Raw genomic sequence first — 26763 nt, 5'->3', positions numbered from 1 at the left:
GCCTATTTGGTCGGCTGCGCGTCCGTCATCGTGGCTCCCGGCTGGCCGGTTGCCGTGACCGTAGGCGACGACGGCAGATAGTTGTCCAGCAGGCCCGCCATCTTGTCGTCGCGCAGGCTTGCGGTCTTTTCGCCCATGACGACGCCCACCACGCGGCGGCCGTCCTTCAGCGCCGACGTCACGACATTGTAGCCGGATGCGTCGGTGTAGCCGGTCTTGATACCGTCGACGCCGTCATAGCGGTACATGAGGTTGTTATGGCCGCGCAACTTCATGCCGCGGAACTGGAAGCCGCGCATGGAGAAGAGCTTGAACTCTTCGGGGTAGTCCCGCATCAGCGAAACGCCGAGGGTCGCCATGTCGCGCGCCGTGGTGACCTGCTCGGGATCGGGCAGACCCGACGGGTTCTTGAAGATCGTATCCTTCATTCCGAGCTGGTGCGCCTTGTCGGTCATCGTTTTGGCGAAGGCCTGCTCGGAGCCGCCGAGCTGCTCGGCGATCGCCACGGCCGCGTCATTGGCCGAGAGCACGACGATGGCTTCGACCGCTTCGCGCAGCGTCACCTTGCGGCCGGCGCCGACGGCAAGCTTGAAGGGCTCCTTGCTTTCGGCATTTTCCGACATGGTCAGCTTCTGATCCCAGGCGAGGCGGCCCTCATGCAGGGCCTCGAAAGCCAGATAGAGCGTCATCATCTTGGTCAGCGACGCCGGATAGTTCAAGTCGTCCTGGTTGGAAGCTTCGAGGACCTGCCCGGAATGCACATCCACGACGAAGCTTGCCTGACCTGCCTCCGCCAGAGTGAAAGCGCCAAGCAGGAAGGCGGACGAGAGCGCTGTGGCAAGAAGCCGGGATGTCGTCTTGGTCATCAATGTTGCTGTCTCTATCGGTTGAAGGTCGAACGAGCCGTTCAGTTGATTGTAGCGCATTGGAAAAGTTTGTGACGGAATGAAGGACGGGCGGCTACAAAAATTGGTGATCCACAGGTGATTGGGTTTGTTCAGCACTTCGCCTAAAACGAGATGCCGATGAATATTCACGGAGGAAGTGAAAGTCATGCTGATCATCTTCGGCGGCTTGCCGGGAAGCGGGAAAACGACAGTCGCCCGCGCGCTCGCGAAACGGCTTGACGCGCTACATCTCAGGGTCGACACGATCGAGCAGGCGATCAGGGCGTCGGGCGATGCTGAAAGAGACATTGGTCAGGCCGGTTATGTCGTCGCCTACGGGGTGGCGCAGGATAATCTCACTCTCGGCAGATTGGTCGTTGCTGACTCGGTCAATCCCCTGGAGATAACACGCAGTGCATGGCTGGCGGTTGCGGCGCGATCTGCGGCGATCGCGGTCGAGGTGGAGGTGATCTGTTCCGACAAGACCGAACATCGCCGGCGAGTCGAGACGCGGAAAACCGATGTTGAGGGACTCGTGAAGCCGACCTGGCAAGAGGTTGTCGATCGGGTTTACGAGGATTGGGGGCGGAGGCCAATCGTTGTCGATACGGCTGCCAAGAGCGTCGAGGAGACCGTGGACGGGTTGGTCGCCAAATTGGGGATTGATCGCCGGCCCTCGATTTGATGCCAGCTTTCCTTTGGCGCGCCGCCCCTTAGAAAAGAATGTCTGCGGCAGGACGGACGGCCACCGTGACTTTGCCGGCGTCGAAGCCGTCGAGCGTTTCGTTGTGGTGTGCGACGATCTCCGCGAAGGTGAGGGTTGCCGTGTCGCCGGTGGTGTGGCCATCGGCAATCAGCGTCACATCATATCCGAGCGATACGGCGCGCCTGACCGTCGTATCGACGCAGAATTGGGACATGCAGCCGCCGACGATCAGATGAGTGACCGATCGTTCGTCCAGGCGCTCCGCGAGATCCGTCTCGAAGAAGGAGTCGGCGCTTTTCTTGCGCACGACGACTTCGCCCTGCCTCGGCGCAATTTCCGGGTGCAGCGCCCATCCCGGCGTGTCGACGGCCAATCTGTGGCCGCTGCCGCCATCATGCTGCACCAGCACGACAGGCACGCCGGCCCGTCTTGCCTTTTCCTGAAGCGAGGCAAGCCGGGTGACAGTCTGATCGAGTGCGGAATCGATGTGCGGCTGCCGCTCCGGCGTGGCTTTCCCGGAAAGAATTGCGTTCTGAACGTCGATGATGAGAAGAGCCTTGGTCATTCGCACGCTTCCTGCTCACATGATCTAAAACGAAAGCCGCCTGACACGGTGTTCAGGCGGCTTTCCAGTCGAGATATCAATCAGCTCAGCTGAGCCTGCCTGCGGCGTGGGCGAGCATGGTGTAAACCTTGCCCGTGTCCGAGGTGAGGTAGGACTGCGAGACGATCTGGTTCGGGTCGCTGCGGGCGACGTCGGCAAGCAGCTTTTCGAAATCGCCGATGTAGCGGTCGACGGCGGTGCGGAATTCCGGTTCGCGGTCGTATTTGCGCTTGATCTCGTCGAAGGTCTGCTGGCCCTTCAGCGTGTAGAGGCGACGGGTGAAGACGTCGCGCTCGCCGCGCTGGTAACGCCGCCAGAGATCGACGGAGGCGTCGTGATCGATGGCGCGGGCGATGTCGACCGAGAGCGAATTCAGGGATTCGACGACATGGCGCGGATTGCGGACATCGCCGCTGCGCGCTGACGGTGCTGCCTGTGCGGCCGGGGCGCGGGCGGGCGCTTCCTCGGCGGCTTCCTCACGCGATGCGCCGCGCAGGAGATCGCTGATCCAGCCGCCGCTTTCCGCTCTGGCCGGCTCCTGGCGGGCAGGTGCGGGCTGCTGCTGGGCGGGGCGCTGAGGCGCGGCAGCGGGTGCCGATGGCGCGATCGTTCCGCGCAGACCCGTGGCTTCGATCGGCGAGGGGGCGGGCTGCTGCGGCTGGGCGGCGACCTGCTGGGTTACGGCCGGCTGAGCGGGACGTGGGCCAGGTTGCGCGGGGCGCTGGGCAGGCTGAGCCTGGGCGAGCGTGCGGGCGACGGGTTCGGATATTTCGAGCTGCTGGCTACTACGGCCGACGAGCTGGGAAATATCCTGCAGCGCCTTGATCTGCTCGGCGACGGCCCGGCGCATGGCCGAGGCGCTTTCCTTGGCTTCCTCGGGAAGATCGAAGGCGCCGCGCTTCAATTCGGCGCGGGTGGCGTCGAGCTCGCTGCGGATATCGGCGGCGGAGCGGCGGATATCTTCGGTCGCGCCGGAGAAGCGGCCGACGGCATCCTCGATCGCTTCACGCAGCGATTCCCGCATGTTCTGCGCGGCGCCGTCGGAGGCGCGGCCGGCTTCGGCGAGCATGCGCTCGACTTCCGACAGCGAGGCCGTGAGACCGCCGCGAATGCGGTTGGAGAGATCGCCGGAGCGACGCTCGACATTGGCGAAGGTGGTGTCGATCGTCGTATTGGCTTCGTCGCCGGCTCGGGTAATCGCCTCGCGCATCGTTTCGGCCGCTTCCTGGGCACGCTTCTCGGTCTCGCCAAGAATGCGGCCGACATCGGCGAAGGAGGACTGGACGCCCTGGCGCAGATTTCCGGTGACCTGAGTGGCGCGTTGCTCGGCCCGTTCGAAGACGGACTCGATCATGCCGCCGAGGCCGCGCATGGTCTTTTCAATCTCGTCGGAGCGCTGGACAAGGCCGACCGAGAGCGTCTGCAGCGCGCCTTCGCGCTCTTCCAGCGTCGAGGCGAGGTTGGACTGGGCGGCGCCGAGAAGCTGGGAGGCCTGGGTCAGAACCTTCGAGTGTTCGTCGAAGCGGCCGATGATGCTTCCGACCTGCGACAGCGTCTGGCCCGATATATCGGAGAGGCGGTCGACCTTGCCTTCGAGAAGCCTGGTCGAGGCGGAAACCATTTCGGCGGCCTTGGTGGCGGAGTCGGCAAAGCGCGTGGTGGTCTCGCCGAGACGGCTGTCGACGCCGGTCAGCTGTTCGGCGGCGCGGTTCATCATCATCGCCATCGCCGCGCTGCTTTCCGACATGCGCTGGACGAGGCCGTTGACGTTTTCCACCAGGCTGTTCTCGATGGCAGTGACGGCATTGGTCACATTCTCGGTGCGGGCGGCAACGGCGCTGGCAAGCGCTTCGTTTTCCGCGCGCAGACGATCGGCGCTGAGATTGGCCGCCGCGGTGATGCGGGCGGCGGCCTGCTCGCCGGCATCGGTGTAGCGGTCGATGATCGGACGCGCGGTCTCGTCGAGGATGCGTGTCAGTTCGACCGAGCGGCCTGACAGCATCGAGTTGAGGTCGCGGGTGCGCTCCTCGAGCGTGGTGCGGATCGAATTGCCGCGCGCTTCCAGCGCCCGGTCGATATCGGAGAGCGTCGTATCGATCTCGCGGGTACGCTCTTCGAGATTGGAGCGGATGGCGCTGCTGCGTGCTTCCAGCGCCCGGTCGACATCCGCCATGGTGGCGGAAATCTCGCTGCCGGCCCCCGTCAGCGTCGAGCGGATGGCGTTGCCGCGCGCTTCCAGCGACTGGCCGGCATCCGACAGAGCCTTGGAAATCGCATTGACCTGCGTGCCGACGATGGTTTCGGCCTCGGCGACCTTGTTGACGATGGCGTTGCCGGCTTCCGAGAAGGTCTGGGCGACGGCTGCGGCCTGGCTTGCCAGCCGGTTCTGAGCCTCGGCGACGCGGGTGACGATCTGCGACGAGCGCTCATCCATCGTGCGGGTGAATTCGTCGCTTTTCGTGTTGAGGTCCTCGGCGAATTGCTGGCCGGTCTTGCCCAGCAGTTCGGTGGTCCTCGTCGCTTCGCCTTCCATGCCCTGGGCGGCTTCGGCAACTGCGCTGCGCAGCGTCGAGGCGAGGCCGGCGGCCTTGCCTTCGATGGTGCGGTTGACGGCTTCAAGGCCGACGGTCAAGGCGCGGTCCATGGTGGACAGGCGTTCCTCGATGCGTTCATTGCCGCGGTCGAGGGTTTCGCCGAGGGTCGCCGTGCGGCCTTCGATGGCCCCCGTCAGGGTCGTGGTCCTGGTGTCCAGCGTCTCGGCCAGATTGGCGGTGCGGCTGTCGATCGCCTGGGTGAGGTTCGCAGCGCTGCGTTCGAGCGTTGCCGAGATGCGCTGGCTGGCGTCTTCGCCGAGCGCGCCGATCCGCGAGATGCCATCGGTAAGTACGCCGGAGAGCTGGCTGCCGACCGATTCCACTCTTTCGGCAACGCCGCCGACACCGTCACGGATGCGGGTCTCGATGGCGGCGAGGCCGGCTTCGACCCGCGATCCGGTTTCTTCGAAACGGCCGGTCAGGCTGTCGACGGACTGGTCCAGATGAGAGGAGAAATTCTGGGCGGAGGTGGAAATCGCATTTGCGGCTTCCTGGAACCGACCGGCGATCTGCCCGGCGCCGGCATGCATGCGCTCTTCCAGTGTCTGTGCGCTGGCTTCGATCGTCTTCCGGAGCGAAGCCTCGCGCTCTTCCAGCGACATTTCGAGCATGCTGACGCTCGTCGCAACCGAGGTGCCGATGCTGGTCGCCTGTTCGGTCAGCGTATCGTTGATCAGCGCATGGGCCTGGTTCAGCGACAGGTCGATGGCGTTGGCGCGGTCTTCGAGCGTGGTGCGGATGCGGTCATGGGCGGAGGCAAGGCCGCCTTCGATGCGCGCCGCAGCCTCGTCGGCGAGGCCTCCGAGTCGCGCATGGGCATCGGCCAAGCGGCCTTCGATCCGGCCGGTCAGGCCGCCGACGAGATCTTCGAAGCGGGCGCCGCCGGCATCCAGAACGCCGGAGAGAGCCGCACTGTGTCCGGAGAGCGCATTTTCGAGCCGCTGCTGATTGTCGGTATAGGCGGCGTGGATGGCGTCTGTCTTGTCGGCGAAGGCGCCGGCAACGCGTGCCTCGGCACTGGCGACGGCCTCCATCATGGCGTTGCTGCGGGCTTCCAGCGCGCTGTCGAAGCGGCTCTGGTTGTCGTCGAGCGAAATGGCGAGCGCCATAGTCTTTTCATCGAGCGAATCGGTGAGCCGATCGTGGCTTGCCGCCACGGCGCCGATGATCGCGGCGGTGCGGTGGCCCAAGCTCTCTTCCAGGCGAGCCTGGCCGTCGCTCAAAGAGGCGGCGAGGGCGGCCGCCTTCTGGTCGAGCACACCATTCAGCTGTTCATGCGTGCCGGCAACCGCATTGGTGATCGCGTCGGCGCCTGATGTCAGCGTCTCTTCGAGACGGCTCTGGCTTTCGTTCAGAGAGATGGCAAGCGCCATCGCCCGGTCGTCGAAGGTCTCGGACAGGCGGTCATGGGTGGCGGAGATCGCGCTGAGGAAGGACTCCGAGCGGGTTTCCAGCGTGTCCTGCAGGCGGGTCTGGCCCTCGTTGAGCGAGGCGGCAAATACCGATGCCTTTTGGTCGAGCGTTTCGGAAAGGCGCTCATGCGTACCGGAGACGGCCTTGAGGAAGGATTCCGAGCGGGATTCCAGCGTGTCTTCGATGCGGGACTGGCTCTCGTTGAGCGAGATTGCGAGCGTCATCGCCTTCTCGTCCAGCGTTTCCGACAGGCGCTCATGGGTGCCGGAGACGGCATTCAGCAGCGCTGCCGACCGGGATTCCAGCGTGTCCTCGATGCGAGCCTGGCCTTCGGTCAGCGAGATGGCAAGCGCCATCACTTTTTCGTCCAGCGTCTCGGAGAGGCGCTCATGCGTGCCGGAGACGGCATCCAGCAGGGCCGCGGAGCGGGTTTCAAGCGTATTTTCGATGCGGGCCTGGGTCTCGTTCAGCGAGGTGGCAAAAGCTGTCGCCTTGCCTTCCAGAGTCTCGGCAAAGCGTTCATGGGTCCCGGAGACGGCATTCAGCAGGGCGGCGGAACGGGTCTCGAGCGTATCCTCAATGCGGGCCTGGCTCTCGTTCAGGGAAATGGCGAGCGCCATCGCCTTTTCGTCGAGCGTTTCGGCGAGACGGTCGCTGGTGCCGGATACGCTGTTCAGCAACGCTTCGGCGCGCGTTCCGAGCGCCCCTTCGATACGGGCATGGCGCTCGTCGAGCGCGCTCGTCAAGGCGGCCGCCTTGGTATCCAGCGTTTCCGACAGGCGATCATGAGTACCCGAGACGGCATTCAGGAAGGCCGTGGAGCGAGTTTCCAGCGTGTCTTCGATCCGGCTCTGGCTTTCGTTCAAGGAAATGGCAAGCGCCATCGCTTTTTCGTCAAGCGTCTCGGAAAGGCGGTCATGGGTGCCGGAGACGGCATCGAGCAGGGCCGCGGAGCGGCTTTCCAGCGTATCCTCGATGCGGGTCTGGCTCTCGTTCAGGGAAATGGCGAGCGCCATCGCCTTTTCGTCGAGCGTTTCGGCGAGACGGTCATGGGTGCCGGAAACAGTATTGATGATGGCGTCGGAGCGGCTCGTCAGCGCTTCCTCGAAGCGGCCGTGATGGGTGGTCAGCGCATTGACCAGCGCACCGCCGCGTTCGGCCATGACGCTGTCGATACGTTCGTGGGCCGTGCCGAGCGCCTCGCGGATTTCCGCGGCGCGTGCTGCAAGCACGCCGGTCAGCTCTTCGGCGCGGCCGCCGAAGGCTGATGTGACCTGCTCGGTGCCGGCGGCAACGGCGGCGGTCAGATCGGTGGTGGTGGTGCGCAGCGTGTCGCGGAATTCCACCGAGCGGGCCTGGAGATTGTTCTGCAGGTCGGAGGTGCCCGATGCCAGCGCCAGCGCGATGTCCGACGTGGCGCTCTGCAGCGCTGAGGTCAATTCGCCGGTGCGGCCGGAGAGCGCCGTGGTGATTTCCTCCGTCCGGGTGCCGAGCGCGCTTTCCAGCACTTCATGGCCGGTGGCGAGCGCGGTGGCGAGCGCCAGCGACTGGTCGGTCATCGCGGAGCTGATCCGTTCGACGCTGGAGCTGAGAATGCCCTCGATCGAATCCGAACCGCCGGACAGCGTCTCGTTAATGCGGGCCAGGCTTTCCATCAGCTTGGTGTCGAGCGAACCGGTGCGCTTGTCGAAAGCGCTGGTGAATTCGGCGACGCGCTCGTCGAAAGCGGTCGACAGCTGGGCGACAGTCGTCTGCAGCCGCTCCTCGAAGAAGCCGGAGCGCACGTCGAGATCCATGACGGCATCGTCGGCGGTGCTCTGCAGGCTCTGGCGGAAGCTTGCGCCCTTTTCGTCGAGTGCGCTGTTCAGCTTCGACAGCACGTCGTCGAGCGTGCCGCTGATCGTGCGCTCGCCCGATGTCAGGCTTTCGTTGATCTCGCGGGTGCGGGCGATCAGGATCTCGTTGAGCTGGTGCGTGCGCTCGTTCAGCGCCGCGTTCAGCTTCTCGGTGCTGCTGTCCATGGTCGAGGCGCGCGTCTCGAACTGGCTGAGCAGCTTTTCGCCGTGTTCATTGAGATTGACCGAGAGGGCTTCGAGGCGGTTGTCGAATTCGGTGGCCAGCGCAAAACCGGAGGCGTTCAGCGTCTGAAGCAGGCTGTCGGTCTTGGCGGCGAGCAGGCTGCCCATCGACTGCAGGGCGCTGTCCGACTTTTCCAGGATCGTCGCGGCGCGCGTGTCGATCAGCGAGGCAAAGGCTTCGCCCGATGTGGCGAGCCGCACGGCGATCTCTTCGGTCGCCAGCGAAAGTTCTTCCTTCAGCTGATCGTGGACGCTGCCGATCGAGGTGCGGATGCGGTCGGCATGATTGACGATCGCTTCGCGCTCGGAGCCGAGTTCGTGGACGAGGCCGCGCACGCGCAGCTCGTTATCGGCATAGGAGCGTTCAAGCGCATTGACTTCGGAATGAACAAGGGTTTCCAGCTCGGAGGCGCGCGCGATAGTGCGCTCGATGCCTTCGTTCATGGCCGACACTTCACGGCGCACGGCTTGGCCGACGGTCATGATGCGCTCGGAGGCAATGGTTTCCGGCTCCGCAAGGCGCAATGCCACCTCTGCCATCGAGCGGGCGGCGTTGCGCATGTCCTGGGCGCGGGAAATCATGATGGCGAAGGCATAGAACATCATCACCGGGATGATGATGCCGACGAGGCCGGCGATGACGCCGGGCAGGGCGACGAGATCGGCGACCGAACGGATCTGCCAGATCTGCGGCGCGTAGAGCAGAGACATCAGGCCGAGGCCGGCCATGACCCAGAGGACGGAAAACAGGGTGGCGGTGCGCACGGCCGAGCGGCTGGAGGCGCCATCGAAGGATTTCAGGATAGAGGCGGGCGTATTGCGGCTGGCATCGTTGGCCGGCGCGAAGGCCGGAGCCCTCGAAGCCTGCTCGCCGGCGCCGCCGCGGCGGTTGCGGCGCTGCGCTTCTTCCTGGGCCTGCTGATTACGCGCATTCGATGGTTCAGACACATTAGCCTCCGGGGCCTGGGGCGCGCTGCCGCGGCGAGACGGCACGTTTTCCTTGCCGAAATCGATCTGGAGCGCCTCGTCCAATGCCTTGAACGCCTTGTCCTCGATCGACTCATTATATTTGTTGTTCGCCATTCGGTTATGCCTCGTTACTGTCAGCCGGTCCGGCACAGCATCCCGGGCTTCCGCCTTATCCGGGTAACAACTTCGCCGTTCCAGCCTTCCATCCCAACCGCGGACGGATAAGCATGTCATTTCAGAGTAGATAGCCGCTTTTTCAAACGGAAGGTATCAAAACACTACCATTATCCACTCGCTCGGCAAAGGCGCGTACCATAAACCCGCTCTACCAGTATCGTAGTGACACATCTGGGCTCTTCACACAATTAATGAAGGCTTGAGATTCACGGCTCGTTAACCCGTTGTTAACATCTTTGAATCCGTCGCCGCGCTTAAAAACCAATAATTTAGGGATGTTTAACGGATGTTAACCATATGGCGAGATTTCCGCCCTGAATGTGCCGGAATTTAACGTGATGGCCACCGTCCTGGCGCAGAACTGTAGCAACTGCGGACGATAAGAGACGGGAGAATTGGCAAATGGCAGCCCAGATGGCAGCATTGAGCATCGTATTCGAGGCGCCGGACAATGCAAAGGGACCCTGTCCCTCCAAAGTCCGGCCGATCGATCTGGTCCATCTTGCAAAGCAGACGATGGGTGACAAGACGCTGGAAATCGAAGTCCTTCAGATGTTTGCGCGCCAGGCGCGCGCCTGCCTGCAGGATATCGCCAGCGGCGAAACCAGCCGGGCGGGTGCTGCGGCACACCGGCTGAAGGGAGCGGCAAGCTCGGTCGGCGCGTTCCGCGTATCGCAGACGGCAGAAGCCATCGAGGAAACCGGCTGCGACGCCGCGGCGATGGCAGCGCTGGGTGCCGCCGTTGTCGACGCCGAGAATTTCATCCTGAAACTCTGCCGCGGCTGACCTCTCTCCAGCCATCGTTCGACCGAGGCCCGTTGTTTCATTGCGAAACCACGGGTCTTTTTGCGACGTGCCATATGACGCATTGAAGACGGCGGGCGACAGCTCGATCTGCGAGGTTAGAACACGTTCCGCAATGTTGACTGATGCGTCGAATTGTCGGAAGAAAATCCGCCCATCATTAGAAGACCGGAAAGTCCTGATGCCCAAACTTACCATCGTCGCCTTCGACGGCACGCGCTTCGACCTCGACGTCGACCAAGGCTCCACCGTGATGGAGAATGCCGTGCGCAATTCGGTGCCCGGCGTCGAGGCCGAATGCGGCGGCGCCTGCGCCTGTGCGACCTGTCATGTCTATGTCGATGAGGAATGGACCGAGAAGGTCGGCCAGCCCGAGGCGATGGAAGAGGACATGCTCGATTTCGCCTTCGACGTACGCCCGACCTCGCGGCTGTCCTGTCAGATCAGGATGAAGGCCGCCTATGACGGGCTCGTCGTGCACGTGCCGGAACGCCAGGCCTGAGGCGCGACGCCTCGACTGCCAGCGTTCGTCGAGAACTTCCCATACCCACAAAAAAGACGCCTCGCGCGCTGGTGCGAGCGAGGCGAGGCGGGCGCATTACCAACGGATGAGGGAGGAACATCCGCGGCTTCGGAACGCGCCAGGAGAACCCAGCGATGAAAGTGCAGATGCCGTACCTGAACTTTCGAATGTGTTCATATTAACGCGTTCCGGTTGAGTCTGCCAGGATGAAAAATGACCATTAAATCGCTGGGGAGGGCGTAAGTTTCCCACAGGTTTCGTTGCGCAGCTAAGCTTTCTCACTCGCAATCCGCTTGGAAAAGCCTTATTTTCCGCTGGCTCTGCCGTTGATTCGATTATTCAGCAATCTCAGCATACGCTTCTGAAAATTGACCGCCTCGACCCGGTCGAATTGCGCCTGCTGCCGGTCGTGCTCCTCTATACCGCGAGCTGATTCGTTGGAAACGAGTTCCTGCATGGCCTCGCAGCTGCGCTGCACCGGCAAAGCGCGAATGGCCCGCTCCATGGCACGGGCCTGATTGCGGGCGATCTCGGCGTGGCGTTCCTCGTGGCGCTTGATATCACTCGAAAGCGCATCCCAGATCATCGACAGTTCTTTGCTCGCGCCCTTGCGGCTGCTCCAGCGCGGCAGGATGATCTGGGTATGGACCGTGACCTTGACGTTGCCGACGCGGCAGCGCCCATCGTCCTGGATATAGGTGGCCTCGCCGCCGAAGCGGATCTTCGTGGCGCCTGGATGGCGCGCCGAGGAGCCGCTCGCCGTCGGGCCGCGCCGGCTGAGTTCGCGATCGAGCTCATCCGCCGTTTTGCCGCGGATGTCGAAATAGGAATAGCTTTTCGATGCAATCACTTCCGCTGCCGCTGGGCCGCAGAGGCAAAGAGCAATGGAAAAGGCGACAGGAAGGTACATATAACGCACTGCAAGCGGCATTCTGAATGCAACCCGTGTTGAAATCGGCAGGAGCTTGGGGCATAGCCACCACAAGCGCAATATCGGATGACGGTTTTTTCGTCATCAATGGGATAAGTCTGGTGACAGGGCTAGAAGGCAGTTTATGGCGCGTCGCCCATGGCCGGGAGATCGAACTCGGCCGTCGGTCGGCGATCATGGCGATCATCAACGTGACGCCGGACTCCTTTTCCGACGGCGGGCGCTTCGAAACCGTCGAGGCGGTCGTCGAGCATGCGTTGCAGGCAGTCGCCGACGGCGCCGCCATTATCGACATCGGCGGCGAATCGACCCGGCCGGGCGCCGCAGCCGTCAGCCCTTCCGAGGAACAGGCGCGCGTGCTGCCGGTGATCGAGGCGCTGCGCGGACGCACCGAAGCCCTCATCTCCATCGATACCTATCGCGCCGAGACGGCGCGGCTTGCGATCAGCGCCGGCGCTCATATCGTCAATGACGTTTTCGGGCTGCAGAGGGAACCCGCTATCGCCGATCTCGCCGCGGCGACCGGGGCCGGGCTCTGCATCATGCATACCGGCCGCGACAGGGCGAAGCTTCCCGACGTGATCGCCGACCAGATGCACTTCCTCAAGCGGTCGCTGGCGATCGCCGCAGCGGCCGGCGTCGGCAACGATCATATCGTGCTCGATCCGGGCTTCGGCTTCGCCAAGGAGACGGCCGAGGAGAACCTGGAATTGATGGCGCGGTTTTCCGAGCTTTCCCGCTTCGGCCTGCCGCTGCTTGCCGGCACCTCGCGCAAGCGCTTCCTCGGCACCGTGACCAGGCGGGAGGCGCCGGAGCGGGACGTGGCGACGGCTGCATCAAGCGCGCTGCTTCGCTTGCAGGGAGCTGCGGTTTTCCGGGTGCACAATGTCGCAATCAACAGGGATGCGCTCGATATCGCCGATGCTATGCTCAATGCCCGCCAGGATTTCGAGAGGAAGCGGCCGACATGACCATCTACACGATCACGCTGCAGAACTGCGCCTTCTTCGCGCGCCACGGCGTGCATGACGAGGAGGAGTTCCTCGGCCAGCGCTTTTTCGTCGATGCCGAGCTCGATGTCGTCGCGGGCGAGGCGCTGGAAAGCGATTCAATCGACGACACGGTGAACTACGGCATCGCCTTCACGGTGATCGAGGAGATCGTTACGGGCAAGCGGCGCTATCTGATCGAGGCCTTGGCGCTCGATATCGCCAAGGGGCTCTGTCAGAAATTTCCGCAGGTGCGGCGGGCGAGGATCACGGTGCGCAAGCCGAATGCACCGGTGCCCGGCGTGCTCGATTTCGTGCAGGTGAGCGTTGAGCACTTTGCCTGAGGCCGCATTGCAATCGGCCACCCTCGGCCTCGGCGGCAATATCGGCGATCCGGTAAAGGCGATGGCCGCGGCGCTGCAAAGCCTGGACCGGCGGGACGACTGCCGTGTCAGCGCCGTCTCGCGGCTCTATCGCACGCCGCCGTGGGGCAAGACCGACCAGTCGTTCTTCTTCAATGCCTGCGCCGCCGTCGAAACCTCGCTTCCACCGGAAGCATTGCTCGATCTCTGCCTGTCGATCGAGCGCGAGATGAAACGCGAGCGCATCGAGCGCTGGGGTCCGCGCACGCTCGATATCGACGTACTGACCTATGGCGACGTCGTTCAGGAGGCGCCGCGGCTGGAATTGCCGCATCCCCGCATGACCGATCGCGGCTTCGTGCTGATGCCGCTTGCCGATATTGCGCCGGGCCTTCTCGTCAAGGGCAGGACGGTCGGCGACTGGCTGTCGGATGCCGATGTGGCGGGCATCGAGGTCGCCGATAACAGCCGCGACTGGTGGCGGAAATTCTGAAACGAAAAACGGCGGGAAACCCCCGCCGCTTTTGGAAAATCCTGGATGCCGTCTTACTGAATGGAGCCGACAGCCATCTCATCGACCTGGCGGGTCAATGTCAGGCCGATGACGGGGATCATCTGGCTTTCGACCTTGACCGAGACGGTGATGTTCATCGTCTTGTCGTCCCGTACGCGGGCGATCATCGCGCCGTTCAGCTTGGCGCGGTTGATGCCGACAACGACGGTATCCTCGGTCACGGCGCCGGAGACGACATCGAGGCCCTTACCGGCAGCGCCATCGAGGAACTTGCCCTTGTAGGTGGAGCCAGCCTGCGAGATGACGGCGGTCATCGGCTGCTTGAAGACGCCGACGCGGCACGTGCCGTCGAGCTTGATGCCGGCGCTGCTGTCGCCGGTCGGCTCGCCGATCAGGTTGCAGGTGAATTTCGTGCCTTTATACTTTCCAGCGACGATCTCGCCCGGACCCTTCCAGGAGCCGGCGACGGATTCGAAGAAGGCCTTGTCACGGGTCGCAGCCGTGGCTGCCGGAGCGACATCTGCGACGGGAGACAATGCCGCGGCGGCAAGGCCGCAAACGAAGAGAAACTTGCGCGAATACATGGATTTTCCTTGGCAAACACCACTCACGAACTGGCTGCAAGTTTTGCCGAATAATGGTTAATCCTTCCTTTCGATCGTCCCGAAATGCACGGTAGCACAAGGGTTTTCGCGCGGCGCGGACTTCAGCATCCTGCTGCTAATCTCTTGAATCCACTTCAATTTCTCCAACATTACGCCACGTATGGTGAAAGCTGCCGAAACGTTACTGATGTCAAGGAGTGTTGCCGCGCGGTGACATCGAAGGCGTGAGATCGCCGATGAAATCGCCGATTCCCGGCCGTTTCAGCGCGCGGAAGGCGAGCGGGCGGCAGAGATCCATGGCTGCGATTCCAATGCGGGCGGTCATCAGACCGTTGATGACGCCTTCGCCAAGTCGGGCGGAGAGCTTTGAAGCCAATCCGTGGCCCAGTACCTGCTGGACGAGGCTGTCGCCGACGGCGATCGAGCCGGTGACGGCAAGATGGGCGAGCACATCGCGCAGCAGGCGGAACATTCCGAGCGTGCCGGGACGGCCGCCATAGAGCTCGGCCATGGCGCGGATGAGGCGCACGGCCTCGTAAAGCACATAGAGCAGGTCGACGACGGCGCGCGGGCTGACGGCGGTCACGATCGAGACACGCTTCGAAGCATTGACGATGAGGGCGCGGGCCTTGCGATCGAGGGGAGCGAGCAGCTCGCGTTCGGCGAGCGCAATCAGATGCGGGGCATCGATGACCTCGCCCTCGGTCGCCTTCAGCGTCGCGCGGCCCTTCGATGTTTCGGGATTGGCCGAAAGCAGCGTGGTGAGACGCGCGACGACGGCGCGCGCCTTTGCCGGCCGCGTCTCGAGGATGGCGGCTTCCGCTTCGGCCTTGATCGTCTGAACGGCGGCAAGGCGCATCATGCCCACGGTTTCGCGGATGACGAGGGCCAGCACGGCGAGGATGCCGACCGCCAGCACGGCAAGAGCGGCATAACCGAGCCAATCGGCGCGGGCGAAGAGATCGCGGATCAGCCGATCGGTCCAGAGGCCGATGCCGAGAGACAGCAGGATGCCGAAGGCGCCGGCGGCGATCTTGCCGAAGGAGGTTCGCCTCTTGCGCGGCGTAGCGACCGGCACGGCGCTCAGATCCCTATCGGGATTGAGGAATGGATCGTCCTCGTCACCAGTCAAGACGATGTTCTCTGAGAAGCTTTCCGGTCTGCGCCGCGCCTGTTGACCCCGGCCGTTTTCGCGCGGCTCCGGGTTCTCTTCTTCATAGATGAAAGCGGCGGGCGGGCGGCGCGGCGGGTCGGATGGGGGCTTGCTCATGCGAGACGGTCTCCGAACAGGAACTGCATGGCGCGGTCGAGGCGGATATGCGGGACCGACAGCTTGACGCCGCCGCCGGCCTCCTCGAGATGCGGCGGGCGGAATCTGACGACATTGACGTCGGGCAGCGGCTCGACTGTCTCGCCTGAAGCGATGCGGTCAAACAGGCTCTCCGGATCCTCCGGCAGGTCGCCCGGGAAGATCGCGGTCTTTCTCTGTCCGTCGAAGCGCTCGCCGGCGATGGTTTCGCCCTCCATCGGCGTGCCGACGATGACGGGCAACTCATGGCCGTCGCGCTTGACCGTCGCCTCGCGGGTCGCGCGCACGGAGGCCAGCGCCATGACATCGATGCCCGCACCCGCCATGCCAATGCGGGCAATGGCGCGATCGACGAGGCGGCGGGTCAGCGCATCGAGCCGGTCATGGCTCTCGTGATGGAGATGATCGGCCTTGGTTGCGGCGACCAGCACGCGGTCGATGCGGCGCCCAAGCAGCGAAGAGAGCAGCGAATTGGTGCCGGGGCGGAAGCAGGCGAGCACATCGGTCAGCGCGCGTTCCAGATCCTGTACGGCCTCGGGGCCGCGATTCATCGCCTGTAGCGCATCGACCAGCACGATCTGGCGGTCGAGCCGGGCGAAATGCTCGCGGAAGAAGGGTTTGACGACGACCGATTTGTAAGCCTCGTAGCGCCGCTCCATCATCGCCCAGAGCGAGCCGCGGCCGGGATGCCCGTGTGCCGGCAGCGCCAGCGGCGCGAAGGTCAGCGCCGGCGAGCCGTCGAGATCGCCGGGCAGAAGCAGGCGGCCGGGCGGCAAGGTGGAAAGCGAGCGTTCGTCGGCCTTGCAGGCCTTGAGATAATCGGCAAAGGCGGTGGCAAGGCCGCGGGCGATCATTTCGTCCGCCTCGGCGCCAATATCAGCGCCGTGGGTGAGCGCCAGCCATTCACGCGACAGCTCGGAGCGGACGCCGGTTTTCGCGAGCGCGATCGTCTCCTCGCTGAAGGTGCGGTAATCCTTGCCGAGTAGCGGCAGGTCGAGCAGCCATTCGCCGGGGTAATCGACGATATCGATCGACAGCCGGCCGGGCGAGAACAGGCGGTTCCAGCCGCTGGCGCTTTGATAATCCAGCGTGATGCGCAGCTCGGAAATCGCGCGGGTCGAATCCGGCCAGATGCGATCCTTCACCAGCGCGCGAATGTGATCCTCATATTGGAAACGCGGCACGGCATCGTCCGGCTGCGGCTCCAGCCGCACCGCCGAGACGCGGCCCGACTGCACGGGGTCGAACAGCGGCAGGCGGCCGCCATGCAGCAGGTTATGGACCAGCGAGGAGATGAAGACCGTCTTGCCGGAGCGGGAGAGGCCGGTAACACCGAGCCGCACGGTCGGATTGACGAGGCCGCTTGCCCGGTCGGCAAGATTATCGAACGCGATGCGGGCGTCGTCGGCAAAGGATGTCAGGCGTGGCGGCAAGGCGCGATTCCGGGTGGTGACTGCCGGCAATATAGGAAGGACGCGCCGCCCGAAAAAGAAGCGGCGCGAAAGACTTCAGACGACCACGAAATCGGCAAGGCGCCAGGCGTTGACCGACGCAGCGAAATCGATGACGGCAAGGCCAGCCGTCGGAAAGCCGCCGGGAAGGGCGCGGACCATCGCTTCGTGACCGATCAGCGCCTCCAGCGCCTGCTCCATGGTGGGGTTGTGGCCGACCAGCATGACGGACGCCGCATCCTGCGCGTCGATGATCTCGATATAGGTATCGACGGTGGCGTTATAGAGCGCATCGACATAACGCAGGTCGAGCGTGAGCCCCATCGCCCGGTGGACGGCGTCGGCCGTGCCGCGGCAGCGCCGCGCCGTCGAACTGATCAGAAGATCGGGGCGATATCCTTTGTCGGCGGCCTTGTCGGCGATGATTTCGGCATCGCCATAGCCCTTCTCGTTGAGAGGCCGGTCGAAATCGCGCTGTCCGGGTTCGGCCCAGGCGGCCTCGGCATGGCGCAGGAGATAGATGCGGTTGGGCGGAGGCAGGGGTACGGTCATGGGCAAATCCAGGATCGAGCGGGTCTTTTCAGTAATGGCTGCAATCGGCCGCCGTCAACCGGCAGGCGTGCAGCGACTGGCCGAAAGCTGGCCGACAACACGGCGTTTTGAAGGCGAAGCAAAAAACGGCAGCCGGAATAATGATGAGAAAATAGATCGTTAGCCGGAAATTGTAACAGATTTAAAAATCTGTTTACCTGTCGTATTTGGCTTGAATCGCGGCCAGCGCTTGGGATATACAGCCCGCCATGAGATGTTCTTCAGGAGAATCGCGTTGAGTGAGAAGATCGATCTTAGCAATTACGTTCCCTCGGAAGAGGAAGAGTTCATGAACGTAAACCAGCGTGCCTACTTCAGGGCGAAGCTGGTAGCCTGGAAAAACGATATCCTTAGAGAAGCGCGCGAGACACTCGACCATCTGGCCGAGGAAAGCGCAAACCATCCCGATCTCGCCGACCGAGCGTCATCGGAAACCGACCGGGCGATCGAACTTCGCGCCCGCGACCGGCAGAGAAAGCTGATTTCCAAAATCGACGCGGCGCTGCAGCGCATCGAAGACGGCACATACGGCTACTGCGAGGAAACCGGCGAACCGATCGGCCTCAAGCGTCTCGACGCCCGCCCGATCGCGACGCTGTCGATCGAGGCGCAGGAGCGTCACGAGCGCCGCGAAAAAGTCTATCGCGACGAGTGACGGTTTTCGTGTCGCCGTGAAATGGAACAAGGCGCCGCGATCCTATCGCGGCGCCTTTCATTTATAGGGGGTTACCAGTCGCGGCCGGCCTCCACGATTGCTCGCGATCGGCCTCCGTGGTGAGGTCAATCAAAATGCGGGCGCCGTTTCCGATCCGCCGCCGCAAAGCGGCTGCACCATCGGTGTCGATCAGAAGCTTGCCGTGTTCCTGAAGAGCCTGCAGCCGCGAGCGCGACACTTTCAGCTCCGTGGCCAGCAGACGGTCGAGGCGCGTGCTGATCGGCAACGGGACCATCAGCTCGATTTCCAATCTCGTCCAATCTGCCGTTTGACGCCGTATCTGCTTTGTAATGTCGAACTCGGCGAATTCGTCCACGCGTGGTGACTTACGCCTGAGAGCCTCGATATTGAAGGCTTCTGCGCGGATCCAATCCGGGTCGTTGGACTGCAGCGCATTAAGAATCACTGGATCGATGCCGCGAACATTCCGCCGTTCCAGGATTGGCCGGTTCCATGTCTTCTGGCAAATCAGGCATTTATAGATGAGCCAGGCATCGAGCTTGCGGCCGTTGGCGTTGAGCCGGATCCTGTCGCTGCTCCGGAAGGCTCTCAAACCTCCGCATCCGCTGCATGTTATCCAAGGCTGAGGCGCTGTCTGAGGGGTGATGGTCCACCGGACCTGAAGTGTCTTGCACATATCGTGTTGGTCTTCCGTTCGGAAGTCCACCAGGATGGTGCATGAGAAAACCCTTACGGGACGCGGCGTGGCGATGTTGTGGGCGGCTGAAGAGCTTAAGCAGCGGAGCTGCACCTGGCACAATTGACAATGCCAAACCGGTCTCTCGCCACCACCCGATGAACATGTTCATACCGCGGACGGCATCTTGCCGCCCTGAAGTACGGGTGAAACTGGAGTGAGACCGGTATTTACTTAGGCAAAGTGAACCTCAGTGCGCCAACGCTCTTCGACCTTGAGGGATAACAAAGGATCGACGCCAAGGGGAGTCCGGAGCGTTTCTAAAAGCTAAAAGCCACAACACTTGCGGCTTTTATGCAACTTTGTGATGAAGGCAGGGAAGCGCTACGCTTCCCTCACTTGTCGCGATTGACGCTCATCTCGCCGAAGATGCGGGCGACTTCCTTCTGCAGCTCGGTGTCGGCGCCGGTGATGGGGGCGAGTTCGGGATCGCGGCGCGGCAAGTTGGCGGGCTGCGGCTGGGCTTGGCGAGGGGCCTGGTTTGCCGGGGCAGGCACGATGCGTTCGGCCGTCAGATTGTTCGACATTTCCTCCTCCAGCACGCGCTGGAAATCGCGCCGAATCGCTGCTGCCGATTGCGCTGCGGCATCATCCTCGGGCGTCGCTGTGCGTGCGGCGGCCGGCATGCTCTGGATCGGCGGGGCGGAAACTTCCGGTTCGATTCGCTGCTGCGGCAGCACACGCTGGCGGGCCGCATCGAGGATCTCGGCGGCGCTGGCGGTATCGCGGAAGGGCGCGGGCTGCGCGGCGGCAATGGGAGCGGCCGGACGTTCCGGCGGGCGCGGCTGAGGGGGGGCGGCGCGCAGCGGAATATCGCGTTCGGCGGCCAGAGGAGGTGTTGCCTGCTCTGCCGGAAGCGGACTGGTGGCCACCGGCGGCGGCGCGGCCGGCTGGACAGGCGGTTCAGGGCGCGAACGCGGTTCCGGCGAAGCGGGCGCCGAGAAGGAAGGTTCGGCCACCGGCTCCGGGCGGGCTGCCACCGGCGGCCGGGTGGGAACGACGGGCGGCGTTTCCGGCCGCGCGACCGATATCGGACGTTCCTCCGCCGGCTGCGGCCGATAGGGGTTTTCCGCCGGCTCGGCCGTCTCCGTGAGGATGCGGCTTTCGATGACGATATCGGTCGGGCCGCCGATCATGATCAGGTGCTCGACGTCGTCGCGGCGGACCAGCACCAGCCGGCGGCGGGCATCAACGGCAGCTGCATCCAGCACCTGCAGACGCGGCTGACGGTTGCGGCCGCCGCGCACGAAGGGCGAGGGGGCGCGATTGCGGAGCAGCCAGAGCGCAATGATGAGCAGGAGAAGCGCCAGACCGACGCCACCGGCGGCAAGCAGGAAACGGCTGCCGTAAGCTCCGACAACATCATCGAACATAGTCACTCACTCCATTTTACGTCGGGCACATATTGACGACTTTTCCGTTCCTTAGGCAAGGGTACAAGGTCCTGTCCAGTCACGCGCGAACGCAATTTCGTGTTGTGCCGGTTCGGGGGCTGCTGGCTTCGCGGGCAAGGCGGCTGCGGCTAGCTTTCGGGGCAGATGGCGCTCTTGCCTGTGAATTCAAGCAGTCTTGCCAGCTACCGCTGTTTTTGCCGGCGTGGCAAATTGCTAAGAAGAAAAGAGTGCCTGATTCCTGCTTCGTCTTCGTGCTACGGACTAAGCTGGAAGGGTTTATGTGAGGAATAGATGACGAAACCGCGTCAGGCCGACGACTATAACGCACCGCTTGTGGATCGTGGGGGGCGTTCTGGCACGGTTTTGCGCATTCTTTTCCTGGCGATCGTGCTGATTGCGGCTGCCGGCGCTTTCGTCGTTTTCAAGCACTCGCTCGACAATGAGATCGTGCTCGGCGGTCTCGGCGTGCTCGCCATGGTCGGCATCTTCTTCCTGGTATCCTCGGTCATCGGCTTTATCGAGGTGATGCCGCAGCGCCAGTCCGACAGTCTCGCGCGGGCCTTTCTCAACAGCCATCCCGACGGCACGCTGATCACCGACGACAAGGGCCGGATCATCTATGCCAACGCCGCCTATGGCGCGCTGACCGGCGCCCGCAAGGCGACCGAGGTGCAGACGCTGGAAACGCTGCTCTCGCGCCATCGCGAATCCAACGAGGCACTGTACCGGCTGGTCAATGGGCTGCGCGAAGGCAAGGAGGGCCGCGAGGAATTCCGCCTGCTGCGCGCCGTCGGACCCGGCAGCAACAGCTCCGGCGCGCATTGGTACCGGCTGAAGGCTCGGCTGCTGGAGCCGGAGGATAACGGCGGCAAGCCGCTGCAGATCTGGCAGATCACCGACATCACCGCCGAACGCGACGACCAGGAGCGCTTCTTCAAGGAACTGCAGAACGCGATCGATTATCTCGACCATGCGCCGGCGGGCTTCTTCTCGGCCGGCAGGAAGGGCGAGATCTTCTATCTGAATGCGACGCTCGCAGAATGGCTGGGCCTCGACCTCACCAAGTTCATACCCGGCTCGATGACGATCGGCGATGTCGTGGCGGGCGAGGGGCTGGCGCTGATCCAGTCCGTGCAGGCCGAACCCGGCCTGAAGAAGACCGTGACGCTCGATCTCGATCTGCGCAAGACGAACGGCCAGAGCCTGCCGGTGCAGATCATCCACAGCGTCACTTCGATGCGCGACGGCGCGCCGGGTGAAAGCCGGACGATCGTGCTGGCGCGCGAAAGGGGCGACGAAAGCGGCCACTCGGCCTCGGCCGCCGCCATGCGCTTCACCCGCTTCTTCAACAATACGCCGATGGCGATCGCTTCGGTCGATGGCGAAGGGCGCATCCTGCGCACCAATGCGCCGTTCCTGAAGCTGTTTTCCGGCGTCGTCTCGCGCGACGATCTCGAAAAGAAGCCGCGGCTCGAAACCATCGTGCAGGAAAGCGACCGGCCGACGCTCGCCGAGGCGCTGGCGGCGGCGAAAGACCGGCAGGGCGATATCACGCCACTCGATACCCGCACGCCGACCGACGAAGCGCGCTACTTCCGCTTCTATGTCAACGCCGTCATCGACCAGAGCGATGAGGCGCCCGAGGAGGCGGCGATCGTCTATGCCGTGGAGGTGACCGAGCAGAAGGCGCTGGAAGCGCAGATGGCGCAGACGCAGAAGATGAATGCTGTGGGAACGCTCGCCGGCGGTATCGCGCACGACTTCAACAACGTGCTGACGGCGATCCTGCTTTCCTCCGACCATCTGCTGCTGCAGGCGCGGCCCTCCGACGCGAGCTTTGCCGACCTGATGGAGATCAAGCGCAACGCCAACCGCGCCGCGGTGCTGGTGCGCCAGTTGCTCGCCTTCTCGCGCAAACAGACGATGCGGCCCTCGGTGCTGAACCTGACCGATGTCGTCGGCGACCTGCGCATGCTGGTCGATCGGCTGCTTTCCGGCACCAACGTCAAGCTCGACGTCCAATATGGCCGCGATCTCTGGCCCGTCAAAACGGATCTCTCGCAATTCGAGCAGGTGCTGATCAATCTTTGCGTCAATGCGCGCGACGCCATGCCCGATGGCGGCACGCTGACGCTGCGCACCCGCAATTTGACGGCCGCCGACGTCGCCGCCTTCAACTATTCCTATATGCCGGCCGAGGACATGGTGCTGGTCGAGGTTGCCGATAACGGCACCGGCATCGCGCCAGAGATCATGGACAAGATCTTCGAGCCTTTCTTCACCACCAAGGATGTCGGCAAGGGCACCGGTCTCGGCCTCGCCATGGTCTACGGCATCGTCAAGCAGTCGGGCGGATACATCCAGCCGGAGTCCGAAGTCGGCAAGGGCACCACCTTCCGAGTCTTCCTGCCGCGCCACATTCCGGAGCCGGCGGTTGCGGCAGAGGCGGGCGCGATCGACGGCGCCATTGCCGGGACAGAAGTGCCGCCGCCCGCATCGCCACAGCAGCCCGAGGACCTGACCGGCTCGGCCGTCGTGCTTCTCGTCGAGGATGAGGAAGCGGTGCGCCGCGGCGGTAAACGCATGCTGGAAACACGCGGCTATACCGTGCACGAGGCAGGCTCTGGCGTCGAGGCGCTGAGCATCATGGAAGAGCTCGACGGAAAGGTCGACATCGTCGTTTCCGACGTCGTCATGCCTGAAATGGACGGCCCGACGCTGTTGCGCGAGCTGCGCAAGAACTATCCCGACCTGAAATTCATCTTCGTCTCCGGCTATGCCGAGGACGCCTTTGCCCGCAACCTGCCGCCGGACGCGAAATTCGGCTTCCTGCCGAAGCCGTTCTCGCTGAAGCAACTGGCTGTGGTGGTCAAGGAGACGCTGGATAGCTAGCGGTTACGGCTTCGTGGTTTCCGGATAGGGCGTTCGACGTGGCACCCCCCTCTGTCCTGCCGGACATCTCCCCCACAGGTGGGGAGATTGGCTGGGCGCACCGGCGTTCCCCAGCAACAAGCGTTGCAATCCGGCGAAACAGTAGAGAGGCGGGAGGGGCACGCCTCTTGTCGATCTCCCCACTTGTGGGGGAGATGCCCGGCAGGGCAGAGGGGGGTGACCCACGGCAATCCGCTAAAGCCAGGGCGGGACCTGCCTGCCTCTCAAAAATTACTCACCCAACGCCACGGCAATCTCCGCCGCCAGCCGTGCATTATTCTCCACAAGCGCGATATTCGTCTTCAGGCTCTGGCCGTCCGTCAGGTCGAAGATCGTCGAAAGCAGATAGGGCGTCACCGCCTTGCCGGTGATTTCGTCACGCTCGGCGCTATCGAGTGCGCGTTCGATATAGATCTCCATCTCCTCGCGCGGGATCTCATCGGCTTCGGGTACCGGATTGGCGATCAGCATGCCGCCGTCGATGCCGAGCTGTTCACGCGTCGTCTGGAAATTGGCGATTGCGGCCGGGCTGTTCAACGACAGCGGGCTGCGAAGACCCGAGGAACGCGACCAAAAGGCGGGGAATTCCTCGCTCTCATAGGTGACGACGGGCACACCGCGGGTTTCCAGCACTTCCAGCGTCTTCGGAATGTCGAGGATCGCCTTGGCGCCGGCGCAGACGACGATGACGCCGGTTCGCGCCAGTTCCTCGAGATCGGCGGAGATATCGAAGCTTTGCTCGGCGCCGCGATGCACGCCGCCGATGCCGCCGGTCGCAAAGACACGGATGCCGGCGCGGGAGGCCGCGATCATCGTCGCCGCAACGGTGGTGGCGCCGGTTCGCCGCTCGGCGATCGCGAAGGCGAGATCGGCGCGCGACACCTTCATCACCTCCGTCGCCTTGGCAAGCTGCTCCAGTTCGGCGGACTCTAGACCGATATGCAGCGTGCCATGGATGACGGCGATGGTTGCCGGCACGGCGCCCTGTTCACGGATGATCGTCTCGACGCTGCGGGCCATCTCGATATTGCCGGGATAGGGCATGCCGTGGGTGATGATCGTCGATTCCAGCGCCACAATCGGGGCGCCGCGCTGCTTGGCGCTGGCGACTTCCTTCGAATAGGCGATCGGCAGAAGAGGGGAGATGGGCTTGGTCATGATCTTGTCCTGTGATCGATAGAGCATGATGCCGAAAAGTGCTGGCGGTTTTCGGGCCGCATCGTGCTCAAGCTATTTTGTTTGGCCGCTTCAATGCAGAATTCTGACCTTGGGAACAAGAGCAAGCGCCTCATTCAGCAGGTCCGGCGTCAGATTTTCGTTGACCGCGTGCCGCGACTGGACGGTCAGCACCGCCGCTGCGGTGCCGTGGCGGATGGCTTCCTCGAGCGGCAGGCCTGATATCAAGGCGGCGAGCGTGCCGGCGGCGAGGGAATCGCCGGCGCCGGTGACATCGGCGACGGTCTCGGCGACCGGCGGCTGAAGCGTCACGGCGCGGCCCGGGCCAAGCGCCACGAGTTCCCGCCGGCCACGGGTGATGACGGCGTTCCTTACGCCGATCTCGTTCAGGAGCGGCGGCCAGTCTTCCGCGTCCTCCGGCTGCCTGCCGGCAAGGACCGCTGCTTCCGCCTCGTTCAGGAATAGATAGTCGATATCCCCGACGCAGGACCGCAGCTTCACGACCTTGGCCGGCGAAATGGCGATCGCGGCGACAGGCTTCGCGAGCGAATGCGCCTTTGCGACGATGGCCGCGACCGTCTCTTCCGGCAGATTGGCATCGAAAAGGATCAAATCATGGGCGGCGAAGGCATCTCGCACCCAGCGGATCGAAAGGCGTCGCGGCACAAAGAAGCGGTAGAGATCCATATCGGCAAGGGCGATGACGAGATTGCCATCCTTCTCGATGATCGCCGTGTAGCTTGGCGTCTTGCGGTCGAGAAAGACGAAGGGCCGGTCGTCGATGCCGGCGTAATCGGCGGCTTCGCTCACCATCTCGCCAATGGCGTCGCCGCCGCGCGGCGAGATCATCGTCACTTGAAAACCGAGCCTTGCAAGATTGCGCGCCGCATTGAAACCGCCACCGCCAGGCTCCTCGAACCACGTGCCGGGATTGCTGGCGCCCGGTGCGGTGTCACCAGAAATACGGCCGCGCCGGTCGATATGAGCACCGCCGAGAACGAGAATCTTTTTCTTCATCTGCGCGGCTCTCCCGACGCCGGACGAGCGAATCGGCGGCCGATACACGCTTCCGCCAAAGCTGGTTCAGGTGGCTTAAGCCTTTGCTTTGCATCGATAAAACAAATATAGAACACGAACCGTTTTACCTTTTTCTTTCAACTGTTTGATCGCCTATTGCGGGAGTGGAACAAATAGGGTACAAACTCGACATTGCTTGAGCGGCTTCAATAACCTAAAGGTGGATCGGATGTCTCAGAATTCATTGCGGCTGGTAGAGGACAAATCGGTGGACAAAAGCAAGGCGCTTGAAGCGGCACTCTCACAGATAGAGCGGTCGTTCGGCAAGGGCTCGATCATGAAACTCGGCTCCAACGAGAACGTCGTGGAGATCGAGACGGTTTCGACGGGCTCGCTCGGCCTCGATATCGCGCTCGGCATTGGCGGCCTGCCGAAGGGCCGCATCATCGAAATCTACGGTCCGGAAAGCTCCGGTAAGACGACGCTCGCGCTGCAGACCATTGCGGAAGCCCAGAAGAAGGGTGGCATCTGCGCCTTCGTCGACGCCGAACACGCTCTCGATCCGGTCTATGCCCGCAAGCTCGGCGTCGATTTGCAGAACCTTCTGATCTCGCAGCCCGATACCGGCGAACAGGCGCTCGAAATCACCGATACGCTGGTGCGCTCCGGCGCCGTCGACGTTCTGGTCGTCGACTCGGTCGCCGCGCTGACGCCGCGCGCCGAAATCGAGGGTGAGATGGGCGACAGTCTTCCGGGCTTGCAGGCGCGCCTGATGAGCCAGGCGCTGCGCAAGCTGACCGCTTCGATCTCCAAATCGAACTGCATGGTGATCTTCATCAACCAGATCCGCATGAAGATCGGCGTCATGTTCGGTTCGCCTGAGACAACGACTGGCGGCAATGCGCTGAAATTCTATGCCTCCGTGCGCCTCGACATCCGCCGCATCGGCGCGGTCAAGGAGCGCGAAGAGGTGATCGGCAACCAGACCCGCGTCAAGGTCGTCAAGAACAAGATGGCGCCTCCCTTCAAGCAGGTCGAGTTCGACATCATGTATGGCGAAGGCGTATCGAAGACCGGCGAACTCGTCGATCTCGGCGTCAAGGCCGGCATCGTCGAAAAGTCGGGTGCCTGGTTCTCCTACAACAGTCAGCGTCTCGGCCAGGGCCGCGAAAACGCCAAGACCTTCCTGCGCGACAATCCGGATCTCGCCCGCGAGATCGAGCTGTCGTTGCGGCAGAATGCCGGTCTCATCGCCGACCGCTTCCTGCAGAATGGCGGGCCGGATGCCAATGACGGCGATGACGCTGGGGAAATGTAATTTCCGCG

General features: G+C 63.3%; 22 protein-coding genes. 10 read left to right on the top strand and 12 right to left on the bottom strand.

What is annotated here, in order from left to right; all coding sequences use genetic code 11:
* Positions 1 to 2 precede the first annotated feature (2 nt).
* Entirely contained in the window at positions 3 to 866 is an 864-nt protein-coding gene (locus ATY77_RS26925; RefSeq protein WP_088689567.1) for a D-alanyl-D-alanine carboxypeptidase family protein, read from the bottom strand.
* Positions 867 to 1053: 187 nt separating this feature from the next.
* Between ATY77_RS26925 and ATY77_RS26920 the strand changes: the two genes are divergently transcribed.
* On the top strand, positions 1054 to 1572 hold the full coding sequence (locus tag ATY77_RS26920) for an AAA family ATPase (RefSeq protein WP_088689566.1): 519 nt from the start codon (positions 1054 to 1056) through the stop codon (positions 1570 to 1572).
* A 28-nt stretch (positions 1573 to 1600) separates the two neighbouring features.
* Here the strand turns inward: ATY77_RS26920 and ATY77_RS26915 are convergent, their stop codons facing one another.
* Positions 1601 to 2158: a cysteine hydrolase family protein gene (locus ATY77_RS26915; RefSeq protein ID WP_088689565.1), complete on the bottom strand. Its 558-nt coding sequence runs from the start codon at positions 2156 to 2158 to the stop codon at positions 1601 to 1603.
* An 85-nt stretch (positions 2159 to 2243) separates the two neighbouring features.
* The gene (locus ATY77_RS26910; protein ID WP_088689564.1) at positions 2244 to 9365 is read right to left on the bottom strand and encodes a hypothetical protein; all 7122 of its coding nucleotides are present in this window, start codon (positions 9363 to 9365) and stop codon (positions 2244 to 2246) included.
* Positions 9366 to 9830: 465 nt separating this feature from the next.
* Between ATY77_RS26910 and ATY77_RS26905 the strand changes: the two genes are divergently transcribed.
* Together ATY77_RS26905 and ATY77_RS26900 are read left to right on the top strand one after the other, a co-directional pair.
* On the top strand, positions 9831 to 10214 hold the full coding sequence (locus tag ATY77_RS26905) for an Hpt domain-containing protein (RefSeq protein WP_088689563.1): 384 nt from the start codon (positions 9831 to 9833) through the stop codon (positions 10212 to 10214).
* A 199-nt stretch (positions 10215 to 10413) separates the two neighbouring features.
* Positions 10414 to 10734 (top strand): 2Fe-2S iron-sulfur cluster-binding protein, encoded by a 321-nt coding sequence (locus ATY77_RS26900; RefSeq protein ID WP_088689562.1) that lies wholly within the window; start codon positions 10414 to 10416, stop codon positions 10732 to 10734.
* Positions 10735 to 11059: 325 nt separating this feature from the next.
* On the opposite strand, the gene ATY77_RS26895 is transcribed toward ATY77_RS26900, so the two are convergent.
* The gene (locus ATY77_RS26895) at positions 11060 to 11686 is read right to left on the bottom strand and encodes a DUF922 domain-containing protein (RefSeq protein ID WP_088689561.1); all 627 of its coding nucleotides are present in this window, start codon (positions 11684 to 11686) and stop codon (positions 11060 to 11062) included.
* A gap of 101 nt (positions 11687 to 11787) precedes the next feature.
* Here ATY77_RS26895 and folP point away from each other — a divergent pair, with 101 nt between their 5' ends.
* The 3 genes from folP to folK are packed head-to-tail and all read left to right on the top strand — an operon-like array spanning position 11788 to position 13530.
* A complete protein-coding gene (gene folP / locus ATY77_RS26890; RefSeq protein ID WP_088689560.1) occupies positions 11788 to 12657 on the top strand; it encodes a dihydropteroate synthase in 870 nt (289 codons plus the stop codon).
* Entirely contained in the window at positions 12654 to 13019 is a 366-nt protein-coding gene (folB, locus tag ATY77_RS26885) for a dihydroneopterin aldolase (RefSeq protein WP_088689559.1), read from the top strand. The genes folP and folB overlap by 4 nt, the downstream gene beginning before the upstream one ends.
* Positions 13012 to 13530: a 2-amino-4-hydroxy-6-hydroxymethyldihydropteridine diphosphokinase gene (folK, locus tag ATY77_RS26880; protein ID WP_088689558.1), complete on the top strand. Its 519-nt coding sequence runs from the start codon at positions 13012 to 13014 to the stop codon at positions 13528 to 13530. The genes folB and folK overlap by 8 nt, the downstream gene beginning before the upstream one ends.
* Before the next feature lie 53 nt (positions 13531 to 13583).
* On the opposite strand, the gene ATY77_RS26875 is transcribed toward folK, so the two are convergent.
* The 4 genes from ATY77_RS26875 to ATY77_RS26860 all read right to left on the bottom strand — a co-directional run bounded on the left by ATY77_RS26875 (position 13584) and on the right by ATY77_RS26860 (position 17468).
* The gene (locus ATY77_RS26875; protein WP_088674217.1) at positions 13584 to 14135 is read right to left on the bottom strand and encodes a hypothetical protein; all 552 of its coding nucleotides are present in this window, start codon (positions 14133 to 14135) and stop codon (positions 13584 to 13586) included.
* A gap of 211 nt (positions 14136 to 14346) precedes the next feature.
* On the bottom strand, positions 14347 to 15426 hold the full coding sequence (locus tag ATY77_RS26870; protein ID WP_088689557.1) for a TIGR01620 family protein: 1080 nt from the start codon (positions 15424 to 15426) through the stop codon (positions 14347 to 14349).
* A complete protein-coding gene (locus ATY77_RS26865) occupies positions 15423 to 16898 on the bottom strand; it encodes a YcjX family protein (RefSeq protein WP_088689556.1) in 1476 nt (491 codons plus the stop codon). Before ATY77_RS26865 ends, ATY77_RS26870 begins: the two co-directional genes overlap by 4 nt.
* Before the next feature lie 75 nt (positions 16899 to 16973).
* Positions 16974 to 17468, bottom strand: coding sequence for a histidine phosphatase family protein (locus tag ATY77_RS26860; protein WP_088689555.1), 495 nt, complete (start codon positions 17466 to 17468; stop codon positions 16974 to 16976).
* On the opposite strand from ATY77_RS26860, the gene ATY77_RS32985 reads away from it, so the two are divergent.
* Together ATY77_RS32985 and dksA are read left to right on the top strand one after the other, a co-directional pair.
* Positions 17467 to 17631, top strand: a complete 165-nt coding sequence (locus ATY77_RS32985; protein ID WP_190237701.1) for a hypothetical protein — start codon at positions 17467 to 17469, stop codon at positions 17629 to 17631. The genes ATY77_RS26860 and ATY77_RS32985 overlap by 2 nt on opposite strands.
* 111 nt (positions 17632 to 17742) lie before the next feature.
* A complete protein-coding gene (gene dksA / locus ATY77_RS26855; protein ID WP_008525884.1) occupies positions 17743 to 18162 on the top strand; it encodes an RNA polymerase-binding protein DksA in 420 nt (139 codons plus the stop codon).
* A 61-nt stretch (positions 18163 to 18223) separates the two neighbouring features.
* On the opposite strand, the gene ATY77_RS26850 is transcribed toward dksA, so the two are convergent.
* Together ATY77_RS26850 and ATY77_RS26845 are read right to left on the bottom strand one after the other, a co-directional pair.
* Complete coding sequence (locus ATY77_RS26850; RefSeq protein ID WP_088689554.1) at positions 18224 to 18859, bottom strand: DUF1062 domain-containing protein; 636 nt, start codon at positions 18857 to 18859, stop codon at positions 18224 to 18226.
* A gap of 395 nt (positions 18860 to 19254) precedes the next feature.
* On the bottom strand, positions 19255 to 20298 hold the full coding sequence (locus tag ATY77_RS26845) for a flagellar biosynthetic protein FliO (protein ID WP_088689553.1): 1044 nt from the start codon (positions 20296 to 20298) through the stop codon (positions 19255 to 19257).
* Between the two features lie 306 nt (positions 20299 to 20604).
* Here ATY77_RS26845 and ATY77_RS26840 point away from each other — a divergent pair, with 306 nt between their 5' ends.
* On the top strand, positions 20605 to 23205 hold the full coding sequence (locus ATY77_RS26840) for a PAS domain-containing sensor histidine kinase (protein WP_088689552.1): 2601 nt from the start codon (positions 20605 to 20607) through the stop codon (positions 23203 to 23205).
* A gap of 270 nt (positions 23206 to 23475) precedes the next feature.
* Here the strand turns inward: ATY77_RS26840 and ATY77_RS26830 are convergent, their stop codons facing one another.
* Positions 23476 to 24402 (bottom strand): pseudouridine-5'-phosphate glycosidase, encoded by a 927-nt coding sequence (locus ATY77_RS26830; RefSeq protein WP_088689672.1) that lies wholly within the window; start codon positions 24400 to 24402, stop codon positions 23476 to 23478.
* A gap of 90 nt (positions 24403 to 24492) precedes the next feature.
* Positions 24493 to 25437, bottom strand: a complete 945-nt coding sequence (locus tag ATY77_RS26825) for a carbohydrate kinase family protein (RefSeq protein ID WP_088689551.1) — start codon at positions 25435 to 25437, stop codon at positions 24493 to 24495.
* A 229-nt stretch (positions 25438 to 25666) separates the two neighbouring features.
* On the opposite strand from ATY77_RS26825, the gene recA reads away from it, so the two are divergent.
* Complete coding sequence (recA, locus tag ATY77_RS26820; RefSeq protein ID WP_088674365.1) at positions 25667 to 26755, top strand: recombinase RecA; 1089 nt, start codon at positions 25667 to 25669, stop codon at positions 26753 to 26755.
* The last annotated feature ends 8 nt before the right edge of the window (positions 26756 to 26763 follow it).

Origin of the sequence: Rhizobium sp. R634 (assembly GCF_002211305.1) — a bacterium.
Taxonomy (GTDB): Bacteria; Pseudomonadota; Alphaproteobacteria; order Rhizobiales; family Rhizobiaceae; genus Rhizobium.
The sequence above is the reverse complement of the archived record's forward strand: the minus strand, read 5'-3'. Positions and strand labels throughout refer to the sequence as shown.